This is a genomic window from Streptococcus parasanguinis (genome assembly GCF_023109675.1).
GTDB lineage: Bacteria > Bacillota > Bacilli > Lactobacillales > Streptococcaceae > Streptococcus > Streptococcus parasanguinis_I.
The window spans coordinates 1-17,083 of record NZ_JALDUR010000014.1 but is presented as its reverse complement, the minus strand read 5'-3'; the positions used below and the strand labels follow the sequence as shown (position 1 = coordinate 17,083).

Annotated in this window: 31 protein-coding genes; all 31 read left to right on the top strand. The window is 40.3% G+C overall.

Annotated elements, in window-relative coordinates:
• Position 1: 1 nt before the first annotated feature.
• The 31 genes from M1G14_RS09100 to M1G14_RS08950 all read left to right on the top strand — a co-directional run bounded on the left by M1G14_RS09100 (position 2) and on the right by M1G14_RS08950 (position 16,945).
• On the top strand, positions 2-622 hold the full coding sequence (locus tag M1G14_RS09100; protein WP_049486590.1) for a uridine kinase family protein: 621 nt from the start codon (positions 2-4) through the stop codon (positions 620-622).
• A gap of 278 nt (positions 623-900) precedes the next feature.
• Positions 901-1,209: a 30S ribosomal protein S10 gene (gene rpsJ, locus M1G14_RS09095; RefSeq protein WP_003009585.1), complete on the top strand. Its 309-nt coding sequence runs from the start codon at positions 901-903 to the stop codon at positions 1,207-1,209.
• Positions 1,210-1,290: 81 nt separating this feature from the next.
• Positions 1,291-1,917: a 50S ribosomal protein L3 gene (gene rplC, locus M1G14_RS09090; protein WP_003010846.1), complete on the top strand. Its 627-nt coding sequence runs from the start codon at positions 1,291-1,293 to the stop codon at positions 1,915-1,917.
• 24 nt (positions 1,918-1,941) lie between these two features.
• A complete protein-coding gene (gene rplD / locus M1G14_RS09085; RefSeq protein ID WP_003009591.1) occupies positions 1,942-2,565 on the top strand; it encodes a 50S ribosomal protein L4 in 624 nt (207 codons plus the stop codon).
• Complete coding sequence (locus M1G14_RS09080; RefSeq protein ID WP_003009593.1) at positions 2,565-2,861, top strand: 50S ribosomal protein L23; 297 nt, start codon at positions 2,565-2,567, stop codon at positions 2,859-2,861. Before rplD ends, M1G14_RS09080 begins: the two co-directional genes overlap by 1 nt.
• Before the next feature lie 17 nt (positions 2,862-2,878).
• Entirely contained in the window at positions 2,879-3,712 is an 834-nt protein-coding gene (gene rplB, locus M1G14_RS09075) for a 50S ribosomal protein L2 (RefSeq protein ID WP_000512900.1), read from the top strand.
• 96 nt (positions 3,713-3,808) lie between these two features.
• Entirely contained in the window at positions 3,809-4,090 is a 282-nt protein-coding gene (gene rpsS / locus M1G14_RS09070) for a 30S ribosomal protein S19 (RefSeq protein ID WP_024056420.1), read from the top strand.
• 11 nt (positions 4,091-4,101) lie between these two features.
• Entirely contained in the window at positions 4,102-4,446 is a 345-nt protein-coding gene (gene rplV / locus M1G14_RS09065) for a 50S ribosomal protein L22 (RefSeq protein WP_000818139.1), read from the top strand.
• Between the two features lie 12 nt (positions 4,447-4,458).
• Positions 4,459-5,112, top strand: coding sequence for a 30S ribosomal protein S3 (gene rpsC / locus M1G14_RS09060; protein ID WP_003002336.1), 654 nt, complete (start codon positions 4,459-4,461; stop codon positions 5,110-5,112).
• Positions 5,113-5,115: 3 nt separating this feature from the next.
• Positions 5,116-5,529: a 50S ribosomal protein L16 gene (gene rplP / locus M1G14_RS09055; RefSeq protein WP_000960947.1), complete on the top strand. Its 414-nt coding sequence runs from the start codon at positions 5,116-5,118 to the stop codon at positions 5,527-5,529.
• 9 nt (positions 5,530-5,538) lie between these two features.
• Positions 5,539-5,745 carry a 50S ribosomal protein L29 gene (gene rpmC / locus M1G14_RS09050; protein WP_003002350.1) on the top strand — a complete coding sequence of 69 codons (207 nt, stop codon included), beginning with the start codon at positions 5,539-5,541 and terminating at the stop codon, positions 5,743-5,745.
• A gap of 23 nt (positions 5,746-5,768) precedes the next feature.
• Positions 5,769-6,029, top strand: a complete 261-nt coding sequence (rpsQ, locus tag M1G14_RS09045) for a 30S ribosomal protein S17 (RefSeq protein WP_003009600.1) — start codon at positions 5,769-5,771, stop codon at positions 6,027-6,029.
• Between the two features lie 25 nt (positions 6,030-6,054).
• The gene (rplN, locus tag M1G14_RS09040; protein ID WP_003002384.1) at positions 6,055-6,423 is read left to right on the top strand and encodes a 50S ribosomal protein L14; all 369 of its coding nucleotides are present in this window, start codon (positions 6,055-6,057) and stop codon (positions 6,421-6,423) included.
• Between the two features lie 74 nt (positions 6,424-6,497).
• Entirely contained in the window at positions 6,498-6,803 is a 306-nt protein-coding gene (gene rplX / locus M1G14_RS09035; protein WP_003002315.1) for a 50S ribosomal protein L24, read from the top strand.
• Between the two features lie 23 nt (positions 6,804-6,826).
• On the top strand, positions 6,827-7,369 hold the full coding sequence (rplE, locus tag M1G14_RS09030) for a 50S ribosomal protein L5 (protein ID WP_003009606.1): 543 nt from the start codon (positions 6,827-6,829) through the stop codon (positions 7,367-7,369).
• Positions 7,370-7,386: 17 nt separating this feature from the next.
• Positions 7,387-7,572: a type Z 30S ribosomal protein S14 gene (locus M1G14_RS09025; protein WP_001085699.1), complete on the top strand. Its 186-nt coding sequence runs from the start codon at positions 7,387-7,389 to the stop codon at positions 7,570-7,572.
• A 283-nt stretch (positions 7,573-7,855) separates the two neighbouring features.
• Positions 7,856-8,254: a 30S ribosomal protein S8 gene (gene rpsH / locus M1G14_RS09020; protein WP_003010897.1), complete on the top strand. Its 399-nt coding sequence runs from the start codon at positions 7,856-7,858 to the stop codon at positions 8,252-8,254.
• Between the two features lie 189 nt (positions 8,255-8,443).
• The gene (gene rplF / locus M1G14_RS09015; RefSeq protein ID WP_003009612.1) at positions 8,444-8,980 is read left to right on the top strand and encodes a 50S ribosomal protein L6; all 537 of its coding nucleotides are present in this window, start codon (positions 8,444-8,446) and stop codon (positions 8,978-8,980) included.
• An 83-nt stretch (positions 8,981-9,063) separates the two neighbouring features.
• Positions 9,064-9,420, top strand: coding sequence for a 50S ribosomal protein L18 (gene rplR / locus M1G14_RS09010; protein WP_003010871.1), 357 nt, complete (start codon positions 9,064-9,066; stop codon positions 9,418-9,420).
• Positions 9,421-9,437: 17 nt separating this feature from the next.
• A complete protein-coding gene (gene rpsE, locus M1G14_RS09005) occupies positions 9,438-9,932 on the top strand; it encodes a 30S ribosomal protein S5 (RefSeq protein ID WP_003009617.1) in 495 nt (164 codons plus the stop codon).
• A gap of 14 nt (positions 9,933-9,946) precedes the next feature.
• Positions 9,947-10,129 carry a 50S ribosomal protein L30 gene (gene rpmD, locus M1G14_RS09000; protein ID WP_002894509.1) on the top strand — a complete coding sequence of 61 codons (183 nt, stop codon included), beginning with the start codon at positions 9,947-9,949 and terminating at the stop codon, positions 10,127-10,129.
• A gap of 145 nt (positions 10,130-10,274) precedes the next feature.
• On the top strand, positions 10,275-10,715 hold the full coding sequence (rplO, locus tag M1G14_RS08995) for a 50S ribosomal protein L15 (RefSeq protein WP_003002405.1): 441 nt from the start codon (positions 10,275-10,277) through the stop codon (positions 10,713-10,715).
• Positions 10,716-10,727: 12 nt separating this feature from the next.
• Positions 10,728-12,038, top strand: coding sequence for a preprotein translocase subunit SecY (secY, locus tag M1G14_RS08990; protein WP_023920186.1), 1,311 nt, complete (start codon positions 10,728-10,730; stop codon positions 12,036-12,038).
• 96 nt (positions 12,039-12,134) lie between these two features.
• Positions 12,135-12,773 (top strand): adenylate kinase, encoded by a 639-nt coding sequence (locus M1G14_RS08985; RefSeq protein ID WP_021154254.1) that lies wholly within the window; start codon positions 12,135-12,137, stop codon positions 12,771-12,773.
• Positions 12,774-12,889: 116 nt separating this feature from the next.
• Positions 12,890-13,108, top strand: a complete 219-nt coding sequence (infA, locus tag M1G14_RS08980) for a translation initiation factor IF-1 (protein WP_001029883.1) — start codon at positions 12,890-12,892, stop codon at positions 13,106-13,108.
• Positions 13,109-13,131: 23 nt separating this feature from the next.
• Positions 13,132-13,248 carry a 50S ribosomal protein L36 gene (gene rpmJ / locus M1G14_RS08975; protein WP_001808836.1) on the top strand — a complete coding sequence of 39 codons (117 nt, stop codon included), beginning with the start codon at positions 13,132-13,134 and terminating at the stop codon, positions 13,246-13,248.
• A 17-nt stretch (positions 13,249-13,265) separates the two neighbouring features.
• Positions 13,266-13,631, top strand: coding sequence for a 30S ribosomal protein S13 (rpsM, locus tag M1G14_RS08970; RefSeq protein WP_003009631.1), 366 nt, complete (start codon positions 13,266-13,268; stop codon positions 13,629-13,631).
• A 23-nt stretch (positions 13,632-13,654) separates the two neighbouring features.
• Positions 13,655-14,038: a 30S ribosomal protein S11 gene (rpsK, locus tag M1G14_RS08965; protein ID WP_003002390.1), complete on the top strand. Its 384-nt coding sequence runs from the start codon at positions 13,655-13,657 to the stop codon at positions 14,036-14,038.
• Between the two features lie 45 nt (positions 14,039-14,083).
• Positions 14,084-15,022: a DNA-directed RNA polymerase subunit alpha gene (locus M1G14_RS08960; protein WP_003009635.1), complete on the top strand. Its 939-nt coding sequence runs from the start codon at positions 14,084-14,086 to the stop codon at positions 15,020-15,022.
• A gap of 11 nt (positions 15,023-15,033) precedes the next feature.
• Positions 15,034-15,420 (top strand): 50S ribosomal protein L17, encoded by a 387-nt coding sequence (gene rplQ / locus M1G14_RS08955; protein WP_003002399.1) that lies wholly within the window; start codon positions 15,034-15,036, stop codon positions 15,418-15,420.
• A gap of 253 nt (positions 15,421-15,673) precedes the next feature.
• Positions 15,674-16,945: a glutamate-cysteine ligase family protein gene (locus M1G14_RS08950; RefSeq protein WP_247926525.1), complete on the top strand. Its 1,272-nt coding sequence runs from the start codon at positions 15,674-15,676 to the stop codon at positions 16,943-16,945.
• Positions 16,946-17,083 lie beyond the last annotated feature (138 nt).

The following is a 17,083-nucleotide window of genomic DNA, read 5'->3' as shown; positions in this document are numbered from 1 at the left end:
GATGGATCGCGAAAGACTATTAGACTACTTGGTAAAAAAGATCCAGGCAAAAGAATTGCAGACTATTGGGATCTATGGTCATGGTGGTTCAGGAAAAACAACCTTTACAATAGCGCTCTGTGAGCGATTGGACCCCACAAAAGTTAACCTTTTGGAGACAGATCCCTATATTATTGGAAGTCCAAGAGGGTTGGTTGTGCCAAAAGACTTACCGGACCAAAAAGTAACCGCGTGTCTGTCGAGTGCCCATGAATTGGCTAGTCTAGAGCGAGATATTCGAGCCCTTCAAGCAGGAATGGATATACGGACGATTGATCAGCCATGGTCTCCAAGCCATATATTATCTGGGAACAAGCCTATTCTCATCGTAGAAGGGATGTCAGTAGCTTTTTTACCAAAATCTTTGTTTGATCAAACCATTTGTTTTTACACAGATGATCTTACGGAGCTAGAAAGACGATTAAGCAGAGACGTTGCCCAACGAAATCGAGAGATAGACTTCATCTATCGAACTCACCAGATCAGGCGAGAACAATACCATCAGTATTATCAACTGATGGAAGGCGAAGCGGATATCCTGGTCAATACATCACAAGATCAATTTTGTATTGAAAAAGAATAGGAAGTTCTACTGAAAAGTAGAACTTTTTTTCTATATAATAGCAACTTTTTTAGCACGCTTTTTCTTTCGAAAACACTTTCATCAAAAAAACGAAAAAAATCTTCTCAAATCCCTTGCATTGGGCCTTTGTTTGTGTTAAACTACTATGGTGCTGTGAAAAACAGCTATTAGCTTTGATGCAAGAGGTTGCGACACGCTCGGTTGCATTGCCACGCAACGCGCGTCGGTTTTCTTGTGGAGCTAGCCTATTATCTTAAATAGACGAAAAGGAGAAAAAGATGGCAAACAAAAAAATCCGCATCCGTTTGAAAGCGTACGAACACCGTACACTCGACACAGCGGCTGCAAAAATCGTAGAATCAGCTACTCGTACAGGTGCACAAGTTGCGGGGCCAATCCCACTTCCAACTGAGCGTAGCCTCTACACAATCATTCGTGCGACTCACAAATACAAAGATTCTCGCGAACAATTCGAAATGCGTACACACAAACGTTTGATCGACATCATCAACCCAACTCAAAAAACAGTTGACGCTTTGATGAAATTGGATCTTCCAAGTGGTGTAAACGTAGAAATCAAACTTTAATCTAAAGCTTGATCAAGAGCATAAAAAACGCTCGTTAAAAACTTTTTGAATAAAAAACTATAGAAAAGGAACTATTTTCTCATGACAAAAGGAATCTTAGGGAAAAAAGTGGGAATGACTCAAATCTTCACTGAAGCTGGCGAATTGATCCCTGTAACAGTTATCGAAGCAACTCCAAACGTTGTTCTTCAAGTTAAAACTGTTGAAACAGATGGTTACAACGCTATCCAAGTTGGTTTCGATGACAAACGCGAAGTATTGAGCAACAAACCTGCTAAAGGACATGTAGCAAAAGCTAACACGGCTCCTAAGCGCTTCATTCGTGAATTCAAAAACGTTGAAGGCTTGGAAGTTGGTGCTGAAATCACAGTTGACACTTTCGAAGCTGGAGACATTGTTGATGTAACTGGTACTTCTAAAGGTAAAGGTTTCCAAGGTGTTATCAAACGCCACGGACAATCACGTGGACCTATGGCTCACGGTTCTCGTTACCACCGTCGTCCAGGTTCTATGGGACCTGTTGCACCTAACCGCGTATTCAAAGGTAAAAACCTTGCAGGACGTATGGGTGGCGATCGTGTAACAATTCAAAACCTTGAAGTTGTACAAGTTGTTCCAGAAAAGAACGTTATCCTTATCAAAGGTAACGTACCAGGTGCTAAGAAATCTCTTATCACTATCAAGTCAGCAGTTAAAGCTGGTAAATAATAAGGAAAGGGGAATACAGTCAAAATGGCAAATGTAACATTATTCGACCAAACTGGTAAACAAGCGGGCGAAGTTGTTCTTAACGATGCGATCTTTGGTATCGAACCAAACCAAGCAGTTGTATTTGATGTGATCATCAGCCAACGTGCTAGCCTTCGTCAAGGAACTCACGCAGTTAAAAACCGTTCAGCCGTTTCAGGTGGCGGACGCAAACCATGGCGTCAAAAAGGAACTGGACGTGCTCGTCAAGGTTCTATTCGCTCTCCACAATGGCGTGGTGGTGGAATTGTCTTCGGACCAACTCCACGTAGCTATGCGTACAAACTTCCTCAAAAAGTTCGTCGCCTTGCACTTAAATCTGTTTACTCAGAAAAAGTTGCTGAAAACAAATTTGTAGCCGTTGATTCTCTTGAATTTACAGCTCCAAAAACTGCTGAATTTGCAAAAGTTCTTGCAGCTTTGAGCATCGATTCTAAAGTCCTTGTTATTCTTGAAGAAGGAAATGAATTCGCAGCTCTTTCAGCTCGTAACCTTCCAAACGTGAAAGTTGCGACTGCTACAACTGCAAGTGTTCTTGACATCGCAAATAGTGACAAACTTCTTGTTACTCAAGCAGCTATCTCTAAAATCGAGGAGGTTCTTGCATAATGAATTTGTATGATGTTATCAAAAAACCTGTTATCACTGAAAAGTCAATGGCTCAACTTGAAGCAGGCAAATATGTATTCGAAGTTGACACTCGCGCTCACAAACTTTTGATCAAACAAGCTGTTGAAGCTGCGTTTGAAGGTGTAAAAGTTGCGAATGTGAACACTGTAAACGTAAAACCTAAAGCAAAACGCGTTGGACGTTACACTGGTTTTACTTCAAAAACTAAAAAAGCTATCATCACGCTTGCAGCTGATTCTAAAGCAATCGAGTTGTTTGCTACTGAAGCTGAATAATCTAAGGAGGAAATATCGTGGGAATTCGTGTTTATAAACCAACAACAAACGGTCGCCGTAATATGACTTCTTTGGATTTCGCTGAAATCACAACAAACACACCTGAGAAAACTTTGCTTGTTTCTCTTAAAAACAAAGCAGGTCGTAACAACAACGGTCGTATCACTGTTCGTCACCAAGGTGGTGGACACAAACGTCATTACCGTTTGATCGATTTCAAACGTAACAAAGATGGAGTTGAAGCAGTCGTTAAAACGATCGAATACGATCCAAACCGCTCAGCTAACATCGCGCTTGTACACTACACTGACGGTGTGAAAGCTTACATCATCGCCCCTAAAGGCCTTGAAGTAGGTCAACGCATTGTATCAGGACCAGAAGCAGATATCAAAGTCGGAAATGCTCTTCCGCTTGCTAACATCCCAGTTGGTACTTTGATCCACAACATCGAATTGAAACCTGGTAAAGGTGGAGAATTGGTACGTGCTGCTGGAGCTTCTGCTCAAGTATTGGGTTCTGAAGGTAAATATGTACTTGTTCGTCTTCAATCAGGCGAAGTTCGTATGATTCTTGGAACTTGCCGTGCTACAGTTGGTGTTGTCGGAAACGAACAACATGGACTTGTAAACCTTGGTAAAGCGGGACGTAACCGCTGGAAAGGTGTTCGCCCTACAGTTCGTGGTTCTGTAATGAACCCGAATGATCACCCACACGGTGGTGGTGAAGGTAAAGCACCAGTTGGACGTAAAGCGCCATCTACTCCTTGGGGTAAACCTGCGCTTGGTCTTAAAACTCGTAACAAGAAAGCGAAATCTGACAAACTTATCGTTCGTCGTCGCAACCAAAAATAATCATAAGCAACTAGCTTACACTTTCCGCCAGCTCGGTAGCGCTGCATAGCAGCGCAAGCCGCTGTGGTACTAAATTTTAAAGGAGAAAATTACAAAATGGGACGTAGTCTTAAAAAAGGACCTTTCGTCGATGAGCATTTGATGAAAAAAGTTGTAGCTCAAGCAAACGACGAAAAGAAAAAAGTAATTAAAACTTGGTCACGTCGTTCAACGATTTTCCCAAGTTTCATCGGATACACTATCGCAGTTTATGATGGACGTAAACATGTACCTGTTTACATCCAAGAAGACATGGTAGGTCACAAGCTTGGTGAATTTGCACCAACTCGTACTTACAAAGGTCATGCGGCAGACGACAAGAAGACACGTAGAAAATAAGGAGAACATAAATGGCAGAAATTACTTCAGCTAAAGCAATGGCTCGTACAGTGCGTGTTTCACCTCGTAAATCACGTCTTGTTCTTGACAACATCCGTGGTAAAAGCGTAGCCGATGCCATCGCTATTTTGACATTCACACCAAACAAAGCTGCAGGGATCATCCTTAAAGTGTTGAACTCAGCAGTAGCAAATGCTGAAAACAACTTTGGTTTGGAAAAAGCTAACTTGGTAGTATCTGAAGCATTCGCAAACGAAGGACCAACAATGAAACGTTTCCGTCCACGTGCGAAAGGTTCAGCTTCACCAATCAACAAACGTACAGCTCACATCACAGTAGCTGTTGCAGAAAAATAAGGAGGTAAACTCGTGGGTCAAAAAGTACATCCAATTGGTATGCGTGTTGGTATCATCCGTGATTGGGATGCCAAATGGTATGCTGAAAAAGAATACGCGGATTACCTTCATGAAGATCTTGCAATCCGTAAATTCATTCAAAAAGAATTGGCTGACGCAGCCGTTTCAACTATTGAAATCGAACGCGCAGTAAACAAAGTTAACGTTTCTCTTCACACTGCTAAACCAGGTATGGTTATCGGTAAAGGTGGAGCAAACGTTGATGCACTTCGTGCAGCTCTTAACAAATTGACTGGTAAACAAGTACACATCAACATCATTGAGATCAAACGTCCTGACTTGGATGCTCACCTTGTTGGTGAAGGAATCGCTCGTCAATTGGAACAACGTGTTGCTTTCCGTCGTGCACAAAAACAAGCGATCCAACGTGCTATGCGTGCTGGAGCTAAAGGAATCAAAACTCAAGTATCAGGTCGTTTGAACGGTGCAGATATTGCCCGTGCAGAAGGATACTCTGAAGGAACTGTTCCGCTTCACACACTTCGCGCTGATATCGATTACGCTTGGGAAGAAGCAGACACTACTTACGGTAAACTTGGTGTTAAAGTATGGATCTACCGAGGTGAAGTTCTTCCAGCTCGTAAAGACGCTAAAGGAGGTAAATAACCAATGTTAGTACCTAAACGTGTAAAACACCGTCGCGAATTCCGTGGTAAAATGCGCGGTGAAGCAAAAGGTGGAAAAGAAGTAGCATTCGGTGAATACGGTCTTCAAGCTACAACTAGCCACTGGATCACAAACCGTCAAATCGAAGCTGCTCGTATCGCCATGACTCGTTACATGAAACGTGGTGGTAAAGTTTGGATTAAGATTTTCCCACACAAATCATACACCGCTAAAGCTATCGGGGTACGTATGGGATCTGGTAAAGGGGCTCCTGAAGGTTGGGTAGCACCAGTTAAACGTGGTAAAGTGATGTTCGAAATCGCTGGTGTATCTGAAGAGATCGCGCGCGAAGCACTTCGTCTTGCTAGCCACAAATTGCCAGTTAAAACTAAATTTGTGAAACGTGAAGCAGAATAAGGAGAGGTCATGAAACTTACAGAAGTAAAAGAATTTGTTAAAGAACTTCGTGGTCTTTCTCAAGAAGAACTCGCGAAGCGTGAAAATGAATTGAAGAAAGAATTGTTTGAACTTCGTTTCCAAGCAGCTGCTGGTCAATTGGAACAAACTGGACGTTTGAAAGAAGTGAAAAAACAAATCGCTCGTATCAAAACTGTTCAATCAGAAGCTAAATAATAGACTAGGGAAGGAGAATTTCAATGGAACGCAATAATCGTAAAGTTCTTGTTGGACGCGTTGTGTCTGACAAAATGGACAAAACAATCACAGTTGTAGTTGAAACTAAACGTAACCACCCAGTCTATGGTAAACGTATCAACTATTCTAAAAAATACAAAGCTCATGATGAAAACAATGTTGCTAAAGAAGGCGATATCGTTCGTATCATGGAAACTCGTCCGCTTTCAGCTACAAAACGCTTCCGTCTTGTAGAAGTCGTTGAAAAAGCGGTCATCATCTAATCATACCTGAAAGGAGAAAACGTAAATGATTCAAACAGAAACTCGTTTGAAAGTCGCTGACAACAGTGGCGCACGCGAAATCTTGACAATCAAAGTTCTTGGTGGTTCAAAACGTAAATTCGCGAGCATCGGTGATGTAATCGTTGCATCTGTAAAACAAGCTACTCCTGGTGGTGCGGTTAAGAAAGGTGACGTTGTAAAAGCTGTTATCGTTCGTACTAAATCAGGTGCTCGTCGTAAAGATGGTTCATACATCAAGTTCGACGAAAATGCAGCAGTGATCATCCGTGACGACAAAACTCCTCGCGGAACTCGTATCTTTGGCCCAGTTGCACGTGAATTGCGTGACGGTGGTTTCATGAAGATCGTATCACTTGCTCCAGAAGTACTTTAATCAATAAAAAAACAAACACAGTCCCCTGGCTTAGCCAGGGTGCCCATCGGGCGTAAGAATAAAAGGAGAATAAAATGTTTGTAAAAAAAGGCGACAAAGTTCGCGTTATTGCTGGTAAAGACAAAGGCGTAGAAGCTGTTGTTCTTACTGCTCTTCCAAAAGTAAATAAAGTTGTTGTAGAAGGTGTAAACATCATTAAGAAACACCAACGTCCAAATAACGAAAACCCTCAAGGTGCGATCGTTGAAAAAGAAGCTCCAATCCATGCTTCTAACGTTCAAGTTTTGGACAAAAACGGTGTTGCTGGACGTGTTGGCTACAAATTTGTAGACGGCAAAAAAGTTCGCTACAACAAAAAATCAGGCGAAGTGCTTGACTAATCACGAAGGAAAGGAGAAGTATAATGGCTAATCGTTTAAAAGAAAAATACCTTAATGAAGTAGTACCATCATTGACTGAGCAGTTCAACTATTCATCAGTTATGGCTGTGCCAAAAGTTGATAAAATCGTTTTGAACATGGGTGTCGGTGATGCAGTATCAAATGCTAAAAACCTTGAAAAAGCTGCTGAAGAGCTTGCTTTGATCTCAGGTCAAAAACCATTGATCACTAAGGCTAAAAAATCAATCGCCGGCTTCCGTCTTCGTGAAGGTGTTGCGATCGGTGCAAAAGTTACCCTTCGTGGTGAACGTATGTACGAATTCTTGGATAAATTGGTAACAGTTTCACTTCCACGTGTACGTGACTTCCATGGTGTTCCAACAAAATCATTTGATGGACGCGGAAACTACACACTTGGTGTGAAAGAACAATTGATCTTCCCAGAAATCAACTTTGATGATGTTGATAAAACTCGTGGTTTGGATATCGTAATCGTAACTACAGCGAACACAGACGAAGAATCACGTGCATTGCTTACTGGCCTCGGTATGCCGTTTGCAAAATAATATAGGAGGTAAAACTAATGGCTAAAAAATCTATGATTGCTAAGAACAAACGCCCAGCGAAGTTCTCTACTCAAGCATACACTCGCTGTGAACGTTGTGGACGTCCACACTCAGTTTACCGCAAGTTTAAACTTTGCCGTGTTTGCTTCCGTGAATTGGCATACAAAGGTCAAATCCCAGGTGTCACAAAAGCATCTTGGTAATTTAAGATAGTTAGGGCGTCAAAACTCTAAGTGAAAATAGGAAACTTGACGAAGAAACTTTAGTTTCTAGGAAAGTTTATCTTTTTCACACAGAGTTTAGCCCGGGTTCAGTTGGGCTTGCCAATTTGAACACGAGCTACAGCTTTGGCAAAAAAGACCAATTTTCTTTGGAGCATCGCTCCTGCATCAAATTGCCTATTTTTGCTCTCGCTGTTACGCTCTCTGTATCATGTATTAACTAGCAAGTGCAACTTGCAAACTACTAGTAAGAGGAGAAATTATAATGGTTATGACTGACCCAATCGCAGACTTCCTTACACGTATTCGTAACGCTAACCAAGCAAAACACGAAGTACTTGAAGTACCTGCATCAAACATCAAAAAAGGGATTGCTGAAATCCTTAAACGCGAAGGTTTTGTAAAAAACGTTGAATTCATCGAAGATGACAAACAAGGCATCATCCGTGTATTCTTGAAATACGGACAAAACGGTGAAAAAGTTATCACAAACTTGAAACGTGTATCTAAACCAGGTTTGCGTGTTTACAAAAAACGTGAAGATCTTCCAAAAGTTCTTAACGGACTTGGAATTGCTATCCTTTCAACTTCTGAAGGTTTGCTTACTGATAAAGAAGCACGCCAAAAGAACGTTGGTGGGGAAGTTATCGCTTACGTTTGGTAATATTTAGTTCCCAATTTCGTTGTGACTCTTCGTTATTGTCTCTTGCCTAACCCAAAGTTATGTCTGCGAGACAATGCCTTGATTCACTTAGAAAATGAGACCTAAACATTAACTTTTAAATCAAAAAGATTTAAACCCCGTGAAAACTGGCCCGTAAAGGCCTGACAATTTAACAGGAGAATAAAAAACATGTCACGTATTGGTAATAAAGTTATCGTGTTGCCTGCTGGTGTTGAAATCACTAACAATGACAACGTTGTAACTGTAAAAGGACCTAAAGGAGAACTTACTCGTGAGTTCTCAAAAGATATTGAAATCCGTGTGGAAGGTACTGAAGTAACACTTCACCGTCCAAACGATTCAAAAGAAATGAAAACAATCCACGGAACAACTCGTGCCCTTTTGAACAACATGGTTACTGGTGTATCAGAAGGATTCAAGAAAGAACTTGAAATGCGCGGGGTTGGATACCGTGCACAACTTCAAGGATCAAAACTTGTTTTGGCTGTTGGTAAATCACACCCAGACGAAGTTGAAGCTCCAGAAGGAATTACTTTTGAACTTCCAAACCCAACAACAATCGTTGTTAGCGGAATTTCAAAAGAAGTAGTTGGTCAAACAGCTGCTTATGTACGTAGCCTTCGTTCACCTGAACCATACAAAGGTAAAGGGATCCGTTATGTTGGTGAATACGTTCGCCGCAAAGAAGGTAAAACAGGTAAATAATGTAGTTTGGTTGTTTTTCAACCAACCTTCATCTTACCAACTCAGTGCTTAGCACATGATTTTAAAATTAAGAGGTGAAAATTGTGATTTCGAAACCAGATAAAAACAAAATCCGTCAAAAACGCCACCGTCGCGTTCGCGGAAAACTCTCTGGAACTGCTGATCGCCCACGTTTGAACGTATTCCGTTCTAATACAGGCATCTACGCTCAAGTAATTGATGACGTAGCGGGTGTAACGCTCGCAAGCGCTTCAACTCTTGACAAAGAAGTTTCAAAAGGAACTAAAACTGAACAAGCCGTTGTTGTCGGCAAACTTGTTGCTGAACGTGCAGTTGCTAAAGGTATTTCTGAAGTGGTGTTCGACCGCGGTGGATATCTATATCACGGACGTGTTAAAGCTTTGGCTGATGCAGCTCGTGAAAACGGATTGAAATTCTAATAGGAGGACACTAGAAAATGGCATTTAAAGATAATGCAGTTGAACTTGAAGAACGCGTAGTTGCCATCAACCGTGTAACAAAAGTTGTTAAAGGTGGACGTCGTCTTCGTTTTGCAGCTCTTGTAGTTGTTGGTGACCGTAATGGCCGTGTTGGATTTGGTACTGGTAAAGCTCAAGAAGTTCCAGAAGCAATCCGTAAGGCTGTTGAAGATGCTAAGAAAAACTTGATCGAAGTTCCTATGGTTGGAACAACAATTCCACACGAAGTAACATCAGTATTTGGTGGAGCTCGTGTATTGTTGAAACCAGCTATCGAAGGGGCTGGGGTTGCTGCAGGTGGAGCAGTTCGTGCCGTTGTCGAATTGGCAGGTATTGCAGATGTTACATCTAAATCACTTGGATCAAACACTCCAATCAACATCGTTCGTGCAACTGTTAACGGTTTGGCACAATTGAAACGTGCTGATGAAGTTGCTGCCCTTCGTGGTATTTCAGTTTCTGACTTGGCTTAAGAAAGGAGATTCAAATGGCTCAAATTAAAATTACTTTGACTAAGTCTCCAATCGGACGCATCCCGTCACAACGTAAAACTGTTGTAGCACTTGGACTTGGCAAATTGAACAGCTCTGTTATTAAAGAAGATAACCCAGCAGTACGTGGTATGATCACTGCTGTATCTCACTTGGTAACAGTTGAAGAAGTAAAATAATCTATTTAAAATAGAAACAAAGTTTTCAGGGGTATGAGAGATTCTCATCCCCTAAAACTAAATATAAGTATAGGCGAGTTTGTAGTTAGGACACCTTTTCCTGATTACATGCGTTAGCAATTTACAAAAGAGGAGAAAATAAATAATGAAACTTCATGAATTACAACCTGCTACAGGTTCACGTAAAGTCCGCAACCGTGTTGGTCGTGGTACTTCATCTGGTAATGGTAAAACTTCTGGCCGTGGTCAAAAAGGTCAAAAAGCTCGTAGCGGTGGCGGTGTACGTCTTGGTTTTGAAGGTGGACAAACTCCATTGTTCCGTCGTCTTCCAAAACGTGGATTTACAAACATCAACGCTAAAGAATATGCTATTGTGAACCTTGATCAATTGAACGCCTTTGAAGATGGTGCTGAAGTAACTCCAGTAGTACTTGTAGAATCAGGAATTGTAAAAGCTGAAAAATCAGGTATCAAAATTCTTGGTAACGGAGAATTGACTAAGAAGTTGACTGTTAAAGCAGCTAAATTCTCTAAATCAGCTGAAGAAGCTATCACTGCTAAAGGTGGTTCAGTTGAAGTCATCTAAGTGAGGTGACCTATGTTTTTTAAATTATTAAAAGATGCATTTAAGGTGAAACAAGTACGGTCGAAGATTTTATTTACGATCTTCATCATTCTTGTTTTCCGCATTGGGACCACGATTACAGTGCCTGGTGTAAATGCGAAAATTCTGAACAACCTTCAAGATGTGTCCTTCTTGAACATGCTCAGTTTGGTTTCTGGGAATGCCATGAGGAACTTCTCAGTTTTCGCATTAGGGGTTAGCCCATACATTACAGCTTCGATCGTCGTGCAACTTTTGCAAATGGATCTGTTGCCTAAGTTTGTTGAATGGGGCAAACAAGGGGAAGTTGGTCGAAGAAAGCTCAACCAAGCAACACGCTATATTTCTTTGGTTCTAGCCTTTGTTCAATCCATCGGGATTACAGCCACCTTCCACACTTTGTCTCAGGCGAAATTAGTCGCAACTCCAAATACCAAGACCTATCTATTAATCGGTGCGATTCTGACGACCGGTTCCATGATTGTGACTTGGCTTGGAGAACAAATCACAGATAAAGGGTACGGTAATGGTGTTTCAATGATTATCTTTGCAGGGATTGTGTCATCAATTCCTGAGATGATTAAAGAAATCTATGAAAATGCATTTGTGAATGTTCGTTCTGGTCAAATGACCAATTCCCTCATTTTTGTTGGGGTATTAATCCTTGCTGTCTTGGTTATTGTTTACTTTACAACCTTTGTGGAGCAAGCACAATACAAGATTCCAATCCAATATACAAAGATTGCACAAGGAGCTCCATCAAGTTCTTACCTACCTTTGAAAGTAAACCCAGCAGGAGTTATTCCTGTCATCTTCGCTAGTTCGATTACAGCAGCGCCTGCTGCAATTTTCCAAGTGATTAGCGCTATGGGTTACAATGCAGGATGGGTGAAAACAGCTCAAGCCATGTTGGCTACAAACACACCAACTGGTGTGGCAATGTATGCCTTATTGATCATTCTCTTCACCTTCTTCTACACGTTTGTTCAGATCAATCCTGAAAAAACGGCAGAAAACCTTCAAAAGAGTGGTGCCTATATCCCAGGCGTCCGCCCTGGTAAGGGGACAGAAGAGTTTATGTCTCGTTTGCTACGTCGTTTAGCAAGCGTCGGATCAGTATTCCTTGGCTTTATTACCATCATTCCAATCCTGGCTCGAGATTTATTTGGTTTGACAGATGCAGTGGCTCTTGGAGGAACTAGTTTGTTAATCATTATTTCAACAGGTATTGAGGGAATGAAACAATTAGAAGGCTACTTATTAAAACGTAAGTATGTCGGATTTATGGACACAACAACAGAATAGAATAAGGTTGACTTTGTCAGCCTTCTATTTTGTTTTTAAATGGAAATAGGAATTCGCTCCTGCTTCCATTTAAAAACAAAATAAGGAGAATTCATCATGAATCTTTTAATTATGGGGTTGCCTGGAGCAGGTAAAGGAACTCAAGCAGCTAAAATCGTTGAAGAATTTCACGTAGCGCATATCTCCACTGGAGATATGTTCCGCGCAGCGATGGCTAACCAAACTGAAATGGGTGTGCTTGCAAAATCATACATTGATAAAGGTGAGTTGGTACCAGATGAAGTAACCAATGGAATTGTAAAAGAACGCCTTGCTCAAGATGATATTAAAGAAACAGGTTTCTTGTTAGACGGATATCCACGTACCATTGAGCAAGCTCATGCTTTAGATAAAACATTGGCTGAACTTGGTATTGAGCTTGAAGGTGTTATCAACATCGAAGTAAATCCAGACAGTCTTTTAGAGCGTTTGAGCGGACGTATCATTCATCGTCAAACTGGAGAAACTTTCCATAAAGTATTCAATCCACCAGTTGATTACAAAGAGGAAGATTACTACCAACGTGAAGATGATAAACCTGAGACAGTAAAACGTCGTTTGGATGTTAATATTGCCCAAGGTGAACCAATCATTGAATTTTATCGTTCAAAAGGACTCGTACATGACATCCAAGGAAACCAAGATATCAATGATGTATTTTCAGACATTGAAAAAGTCTTGTCAAATTTGAAATAAAAGCGTTTTTCATGCTTGCAATATTGGACAACTAGTGTTACAATTAGTTAGTCTGACTTATAATTGTTACCTCTGTGCTCAGAGGAATGAATCGAAATTTATGGAGGTACTTTTGCGTGGCAAAAGACGATGTGATTGAAGTAGAAGGCAAAGTAGTCGATACAATGCCGAATGCTATGTTTACGGTTGAACTTGAAAATGGACATCAGATTTTAGCAACAGTTTCTGGTAAAATTCGTAAAAACTATATTCGTATTTTAGCGGGAGATCGTGTTACAGTGGAGATGAGTCCGTACGATTTGACACGTGGACGTATCACATACCGCTTTAAATAATCGAAAAACTTGGAGGGATAAAAATGAAAGTAAGACCATCGGTCAAACCAATTTGCGAATACTGTAAAGTAATTCGTCGTAATGGTCGTGTTATGGTAATTTGCCCAGCAAATCCAAAACACAAACAACGTCAAGGATAAGATAGAAAGGAGAAAACATGGCTCGTATTGCTGGAGTTGACATTCCGAATGACAAACGTGTAGTAATTTCATTGACTTATGTGTACGGTATCGGACTTCCAACATCTAAGAAAATCCTTGCTGCTGCAGGCGTTTCTGAAGATATTCGTGTTCGCGATCTTACACCAGATCAAGAAGATGCTATCCGTCGTGAAGTTGACGCAATCAAAGTTGAAGGTGACCTTCGTCGTGAAGTAAACTTGAACATCAAACGCTTGATGGAAATCGGTTCATACCGTGGTATCCGTCACCGTCGTGGACTTCCAGTTCGTGGACAAAACACTAAAAACAATGCTCGCACTCGTAAAGGTAAAGCTGTTGCGATTGCAGGTAAGAAAAAATAAAATAAAATAAGGAGGTAAAAATCTTGGCTAAACCAACACGTAAACGTCGTGTGAAAAAGAATATCGAATCTGGTATTGCTCATATTCACGCTACATTTAACAACACAATTGTTATGATTACTGATGTGCATGGTAACGCAATCGCTTGGTCATCTGCAGGTGCACTTGGATTTAAAGGTTCTCGTAAATCTACACCATTTGCTGCTCAAATGGCATCAGAAGCTGCTGCAAAAGCTGCTCAAGAACACGGACTTAAATCTGTTGAAGTAACTGTTAAAGGTCCTGGTTCAGGTCGTGAGTCTGCTATTCGTGCACTTGCTGCTGCTGGTCTTGAAGTAACTGCAATCCGCGATGTAACTCCTGTACCACACAATGGTGCTCGTCCTCCAAAACGTCGCCGTGTATAATCATCAACAATTACACAGCTTTTCGTTTAAGAGGGAGTATAGCAAATGATTGAGTTTGAAAAACCAAATATAACAAAAATTGATGAAAACAAAGATTATGGCGTGTTTGTCGTAGAACCACTTGAACGTGGCTATGGTACAACACTTGGAAACTCACTTCGTCGTGTACTTCTGGCTTCACTTCCAGGTGCAGCTGTCACTTCAATCAACATTGAAGGTGTACTCCACGAATTTGATACCGTTCCAGGAGTCCGTGAAGACGTTATGCAAATTATTCTTAACGTTAAAGGAATCGCCGTTAAATCTTACGTCCAAGACGAAAAGATTATTGAACTTGATGTAGAAGGACCTGCAGAAGTAACTGCTGGAGATATTCTTACTGATAGTGACATCGAAATTGTAAACCCTGATCATTATCTATTTACAATCGGAGAAGGAGCATCTTTGAAAGCAACGCTTACTGTAAACAGTGGACGTGGCTATGTTCCAGCTGATCAAAACAAAAAAGATGATGCACCAGTGGGAACACTTGCTGTAGATTCAATCTATACGCCAGTGACTAAAGTCAATTACCAAGTTGAACCAGCACGCGTTGGTAGCAACGATGGCTTTGACAAGCTAACCCTTGAAATTTTGACAAATGGGACAATCATTCCAGAAGATGCCTTAGGTTTGTCTGCTCGTATTTTGACAGAACACCTAAATCTATTCACAAACTTAACTGAAATTGCTATTGCAACAGATGTTATGAAGGAAGTGGATACAACTTCTGATGATCGCATTTTAGAACGTACGATCGAAGAATTAGATCTTTCAGTTCGTTCATATAACTGTTTGAAACGTGCTGGCATTAATACTGTTTACGATTTGACTGAAAAATCAGAAGCAGAAATGATGAAAGTTCGTAACTTGGGACGTAAGAGTCTTGAAGAAGTTAAAATCAAACTTGCCGACTTAGGCCTTGGGTTAAAAAACGATAAATAGAGGAGGAATACATGGCTTACCGTAAACTAGGACGCACTAGCTCACAACGTAAAGCGATGCTTCGCGATTTGACTACAGATCTTATCATCAATGAAGCAATTGTAACAACTGAAGCACGTGCGAAAGAAATCCGTAAATCAGTTGAAAAAATGATTACTTTGGGTAAACGTGGTGATTTGCATGCACGTCGTCAAGCTGCTGCATTCGTACGTAACGAAGTTGCATCACAAAACTTTGATGAAGAAACAGGTAAATACTCAGAAACAACTGCACTTCAAAAATTGTTCTCTGAATTAGCACCTCGTTATGCTGAGCGCAATGGTGGATATACTCGTATCCTTAAAACTGAACCACGTCGTGGTGATGCTGCGCCAATGGCTATCATCGAATTGGTATAATATCATCAATTTTGTTGAGTGTTATGATGATGGAATACACTGTTATTCTTAGTCTAGCTCTGGTCTACCGCTGGGGATTTTCCCCAGCGGGAACACTCATCATATTGAATGAATGGTAGACGCTTGTTTACGAAATTGCTTTAATTTAAAACAATTTCGTAAGCAGGCGTTTTGTCTTGCTTTCGTGAGTAGTCGAGAATAGCAAAAAATGATATAATGGAACCCATATCTCCAATAGAAGAAAAAGGATTCAATGACAAAACAACAAGCAATTAAATTACTAAAAGAGAAGTACCTTAGTAATATGAAAGAGGATTCGGAACTCTTTGTCGGAGTTGAATTAGAGTTTCCGATTGTAGAAACAAATGGAAACAAAACAAATATAGAGGTGACGAAAAATCTTTTTCGAACCTTAGCCAACTTATCAGATTTTGAAGTTGAAAAAATAGATGACGAACAAAATCCTATTCAATTGATTCACTGCTCTTCTAAAGATCGTATTCTATTCGAGTTGAGTTACAATACAATTGAATTTGCATTTGAGAGAGCTCGTTCTATAAATGAGGTGGCCAAACGTTTTGAGGCCTATTTGAAGATTATTCAACCGATTTTGCAAGAAAATAATCACGAAATCCAAGGGCACGGAATCCATCCTCTGTGGCAAGAAAATGATAATAGCCCAGTGAAAATCGAACGATACAAGATGTTAATGGCTTTCCTTGCAATGAATGGTACAGGGATGAAAACACACCCCTATCCTTCGTACGGAGCATTTATATGCGGAAACCAGGTTCAATTGGATGTAAGGCGCGATAACTATCTTCGCATCATTAATGCCTTTAATAAAATTGAAGCAGCAAAAGCATATTTGTTTTCTAACTCAGAATTTTCAGCAGAGGCTTGGGATACAAAAATTGCCAGAGATATTTTCTGGGAAGAATCCTTACATGGTTATTATAAGGAAAATGTAGGGATTTATCCTAAGGACTACCAAAGCGAAGAAGAGTTTTTTAATAATCTCGCTAGAACGGCTATTTTTACGGCAACTAGAGAGGGGAAATCTTATTATTTTAAACCAATTCGAGTGGAAGACTATCTAGATCAAAAAGAAATTACAGCCTATACGGCTGATGGAAATGAGAAGATAATTAAGCCTGTAAAAGAAGATCTAAAACAACATCGAAGTTACCAATTTCAAGATTTAACTGCTCGTGGGACTGTGGAATTTAGAAGTGTTTGTACGCAACCGTTAGAAACCACTTTTGCCCCGATTGCCTTTGAGTTGGGCTTGTTTGTAGAATTAGAAAAACTGGAAAACTTTTTAGAAGATTCTTCATTTTTTAAAAATGAAGAACAGGACTATCGAAAACTTAGAAAGAAATATTCAAAGAAAATTCTAAGTAAAGAAGAAAAAGAAGCGATCCAATCCTTTTCAAAAGATCTTCTAGACATAGCTGAAGCAGGTTTAATGAAAAGAGGTTACGGAGAAGAAAAATTTCTCATCATTAACAAAGAACTAGAATAATAGAAAAGCCTGTAATACAGGCTTTTCTTTATTACTTTTAAAAAACTTTCAAAAAAATAATTTTTTTTGGAAAAAAGTGTTGACAGTAAGGGTAGGTCATGATATACTAATATAGTTGTCGCGCGAGAGCGACAAAGA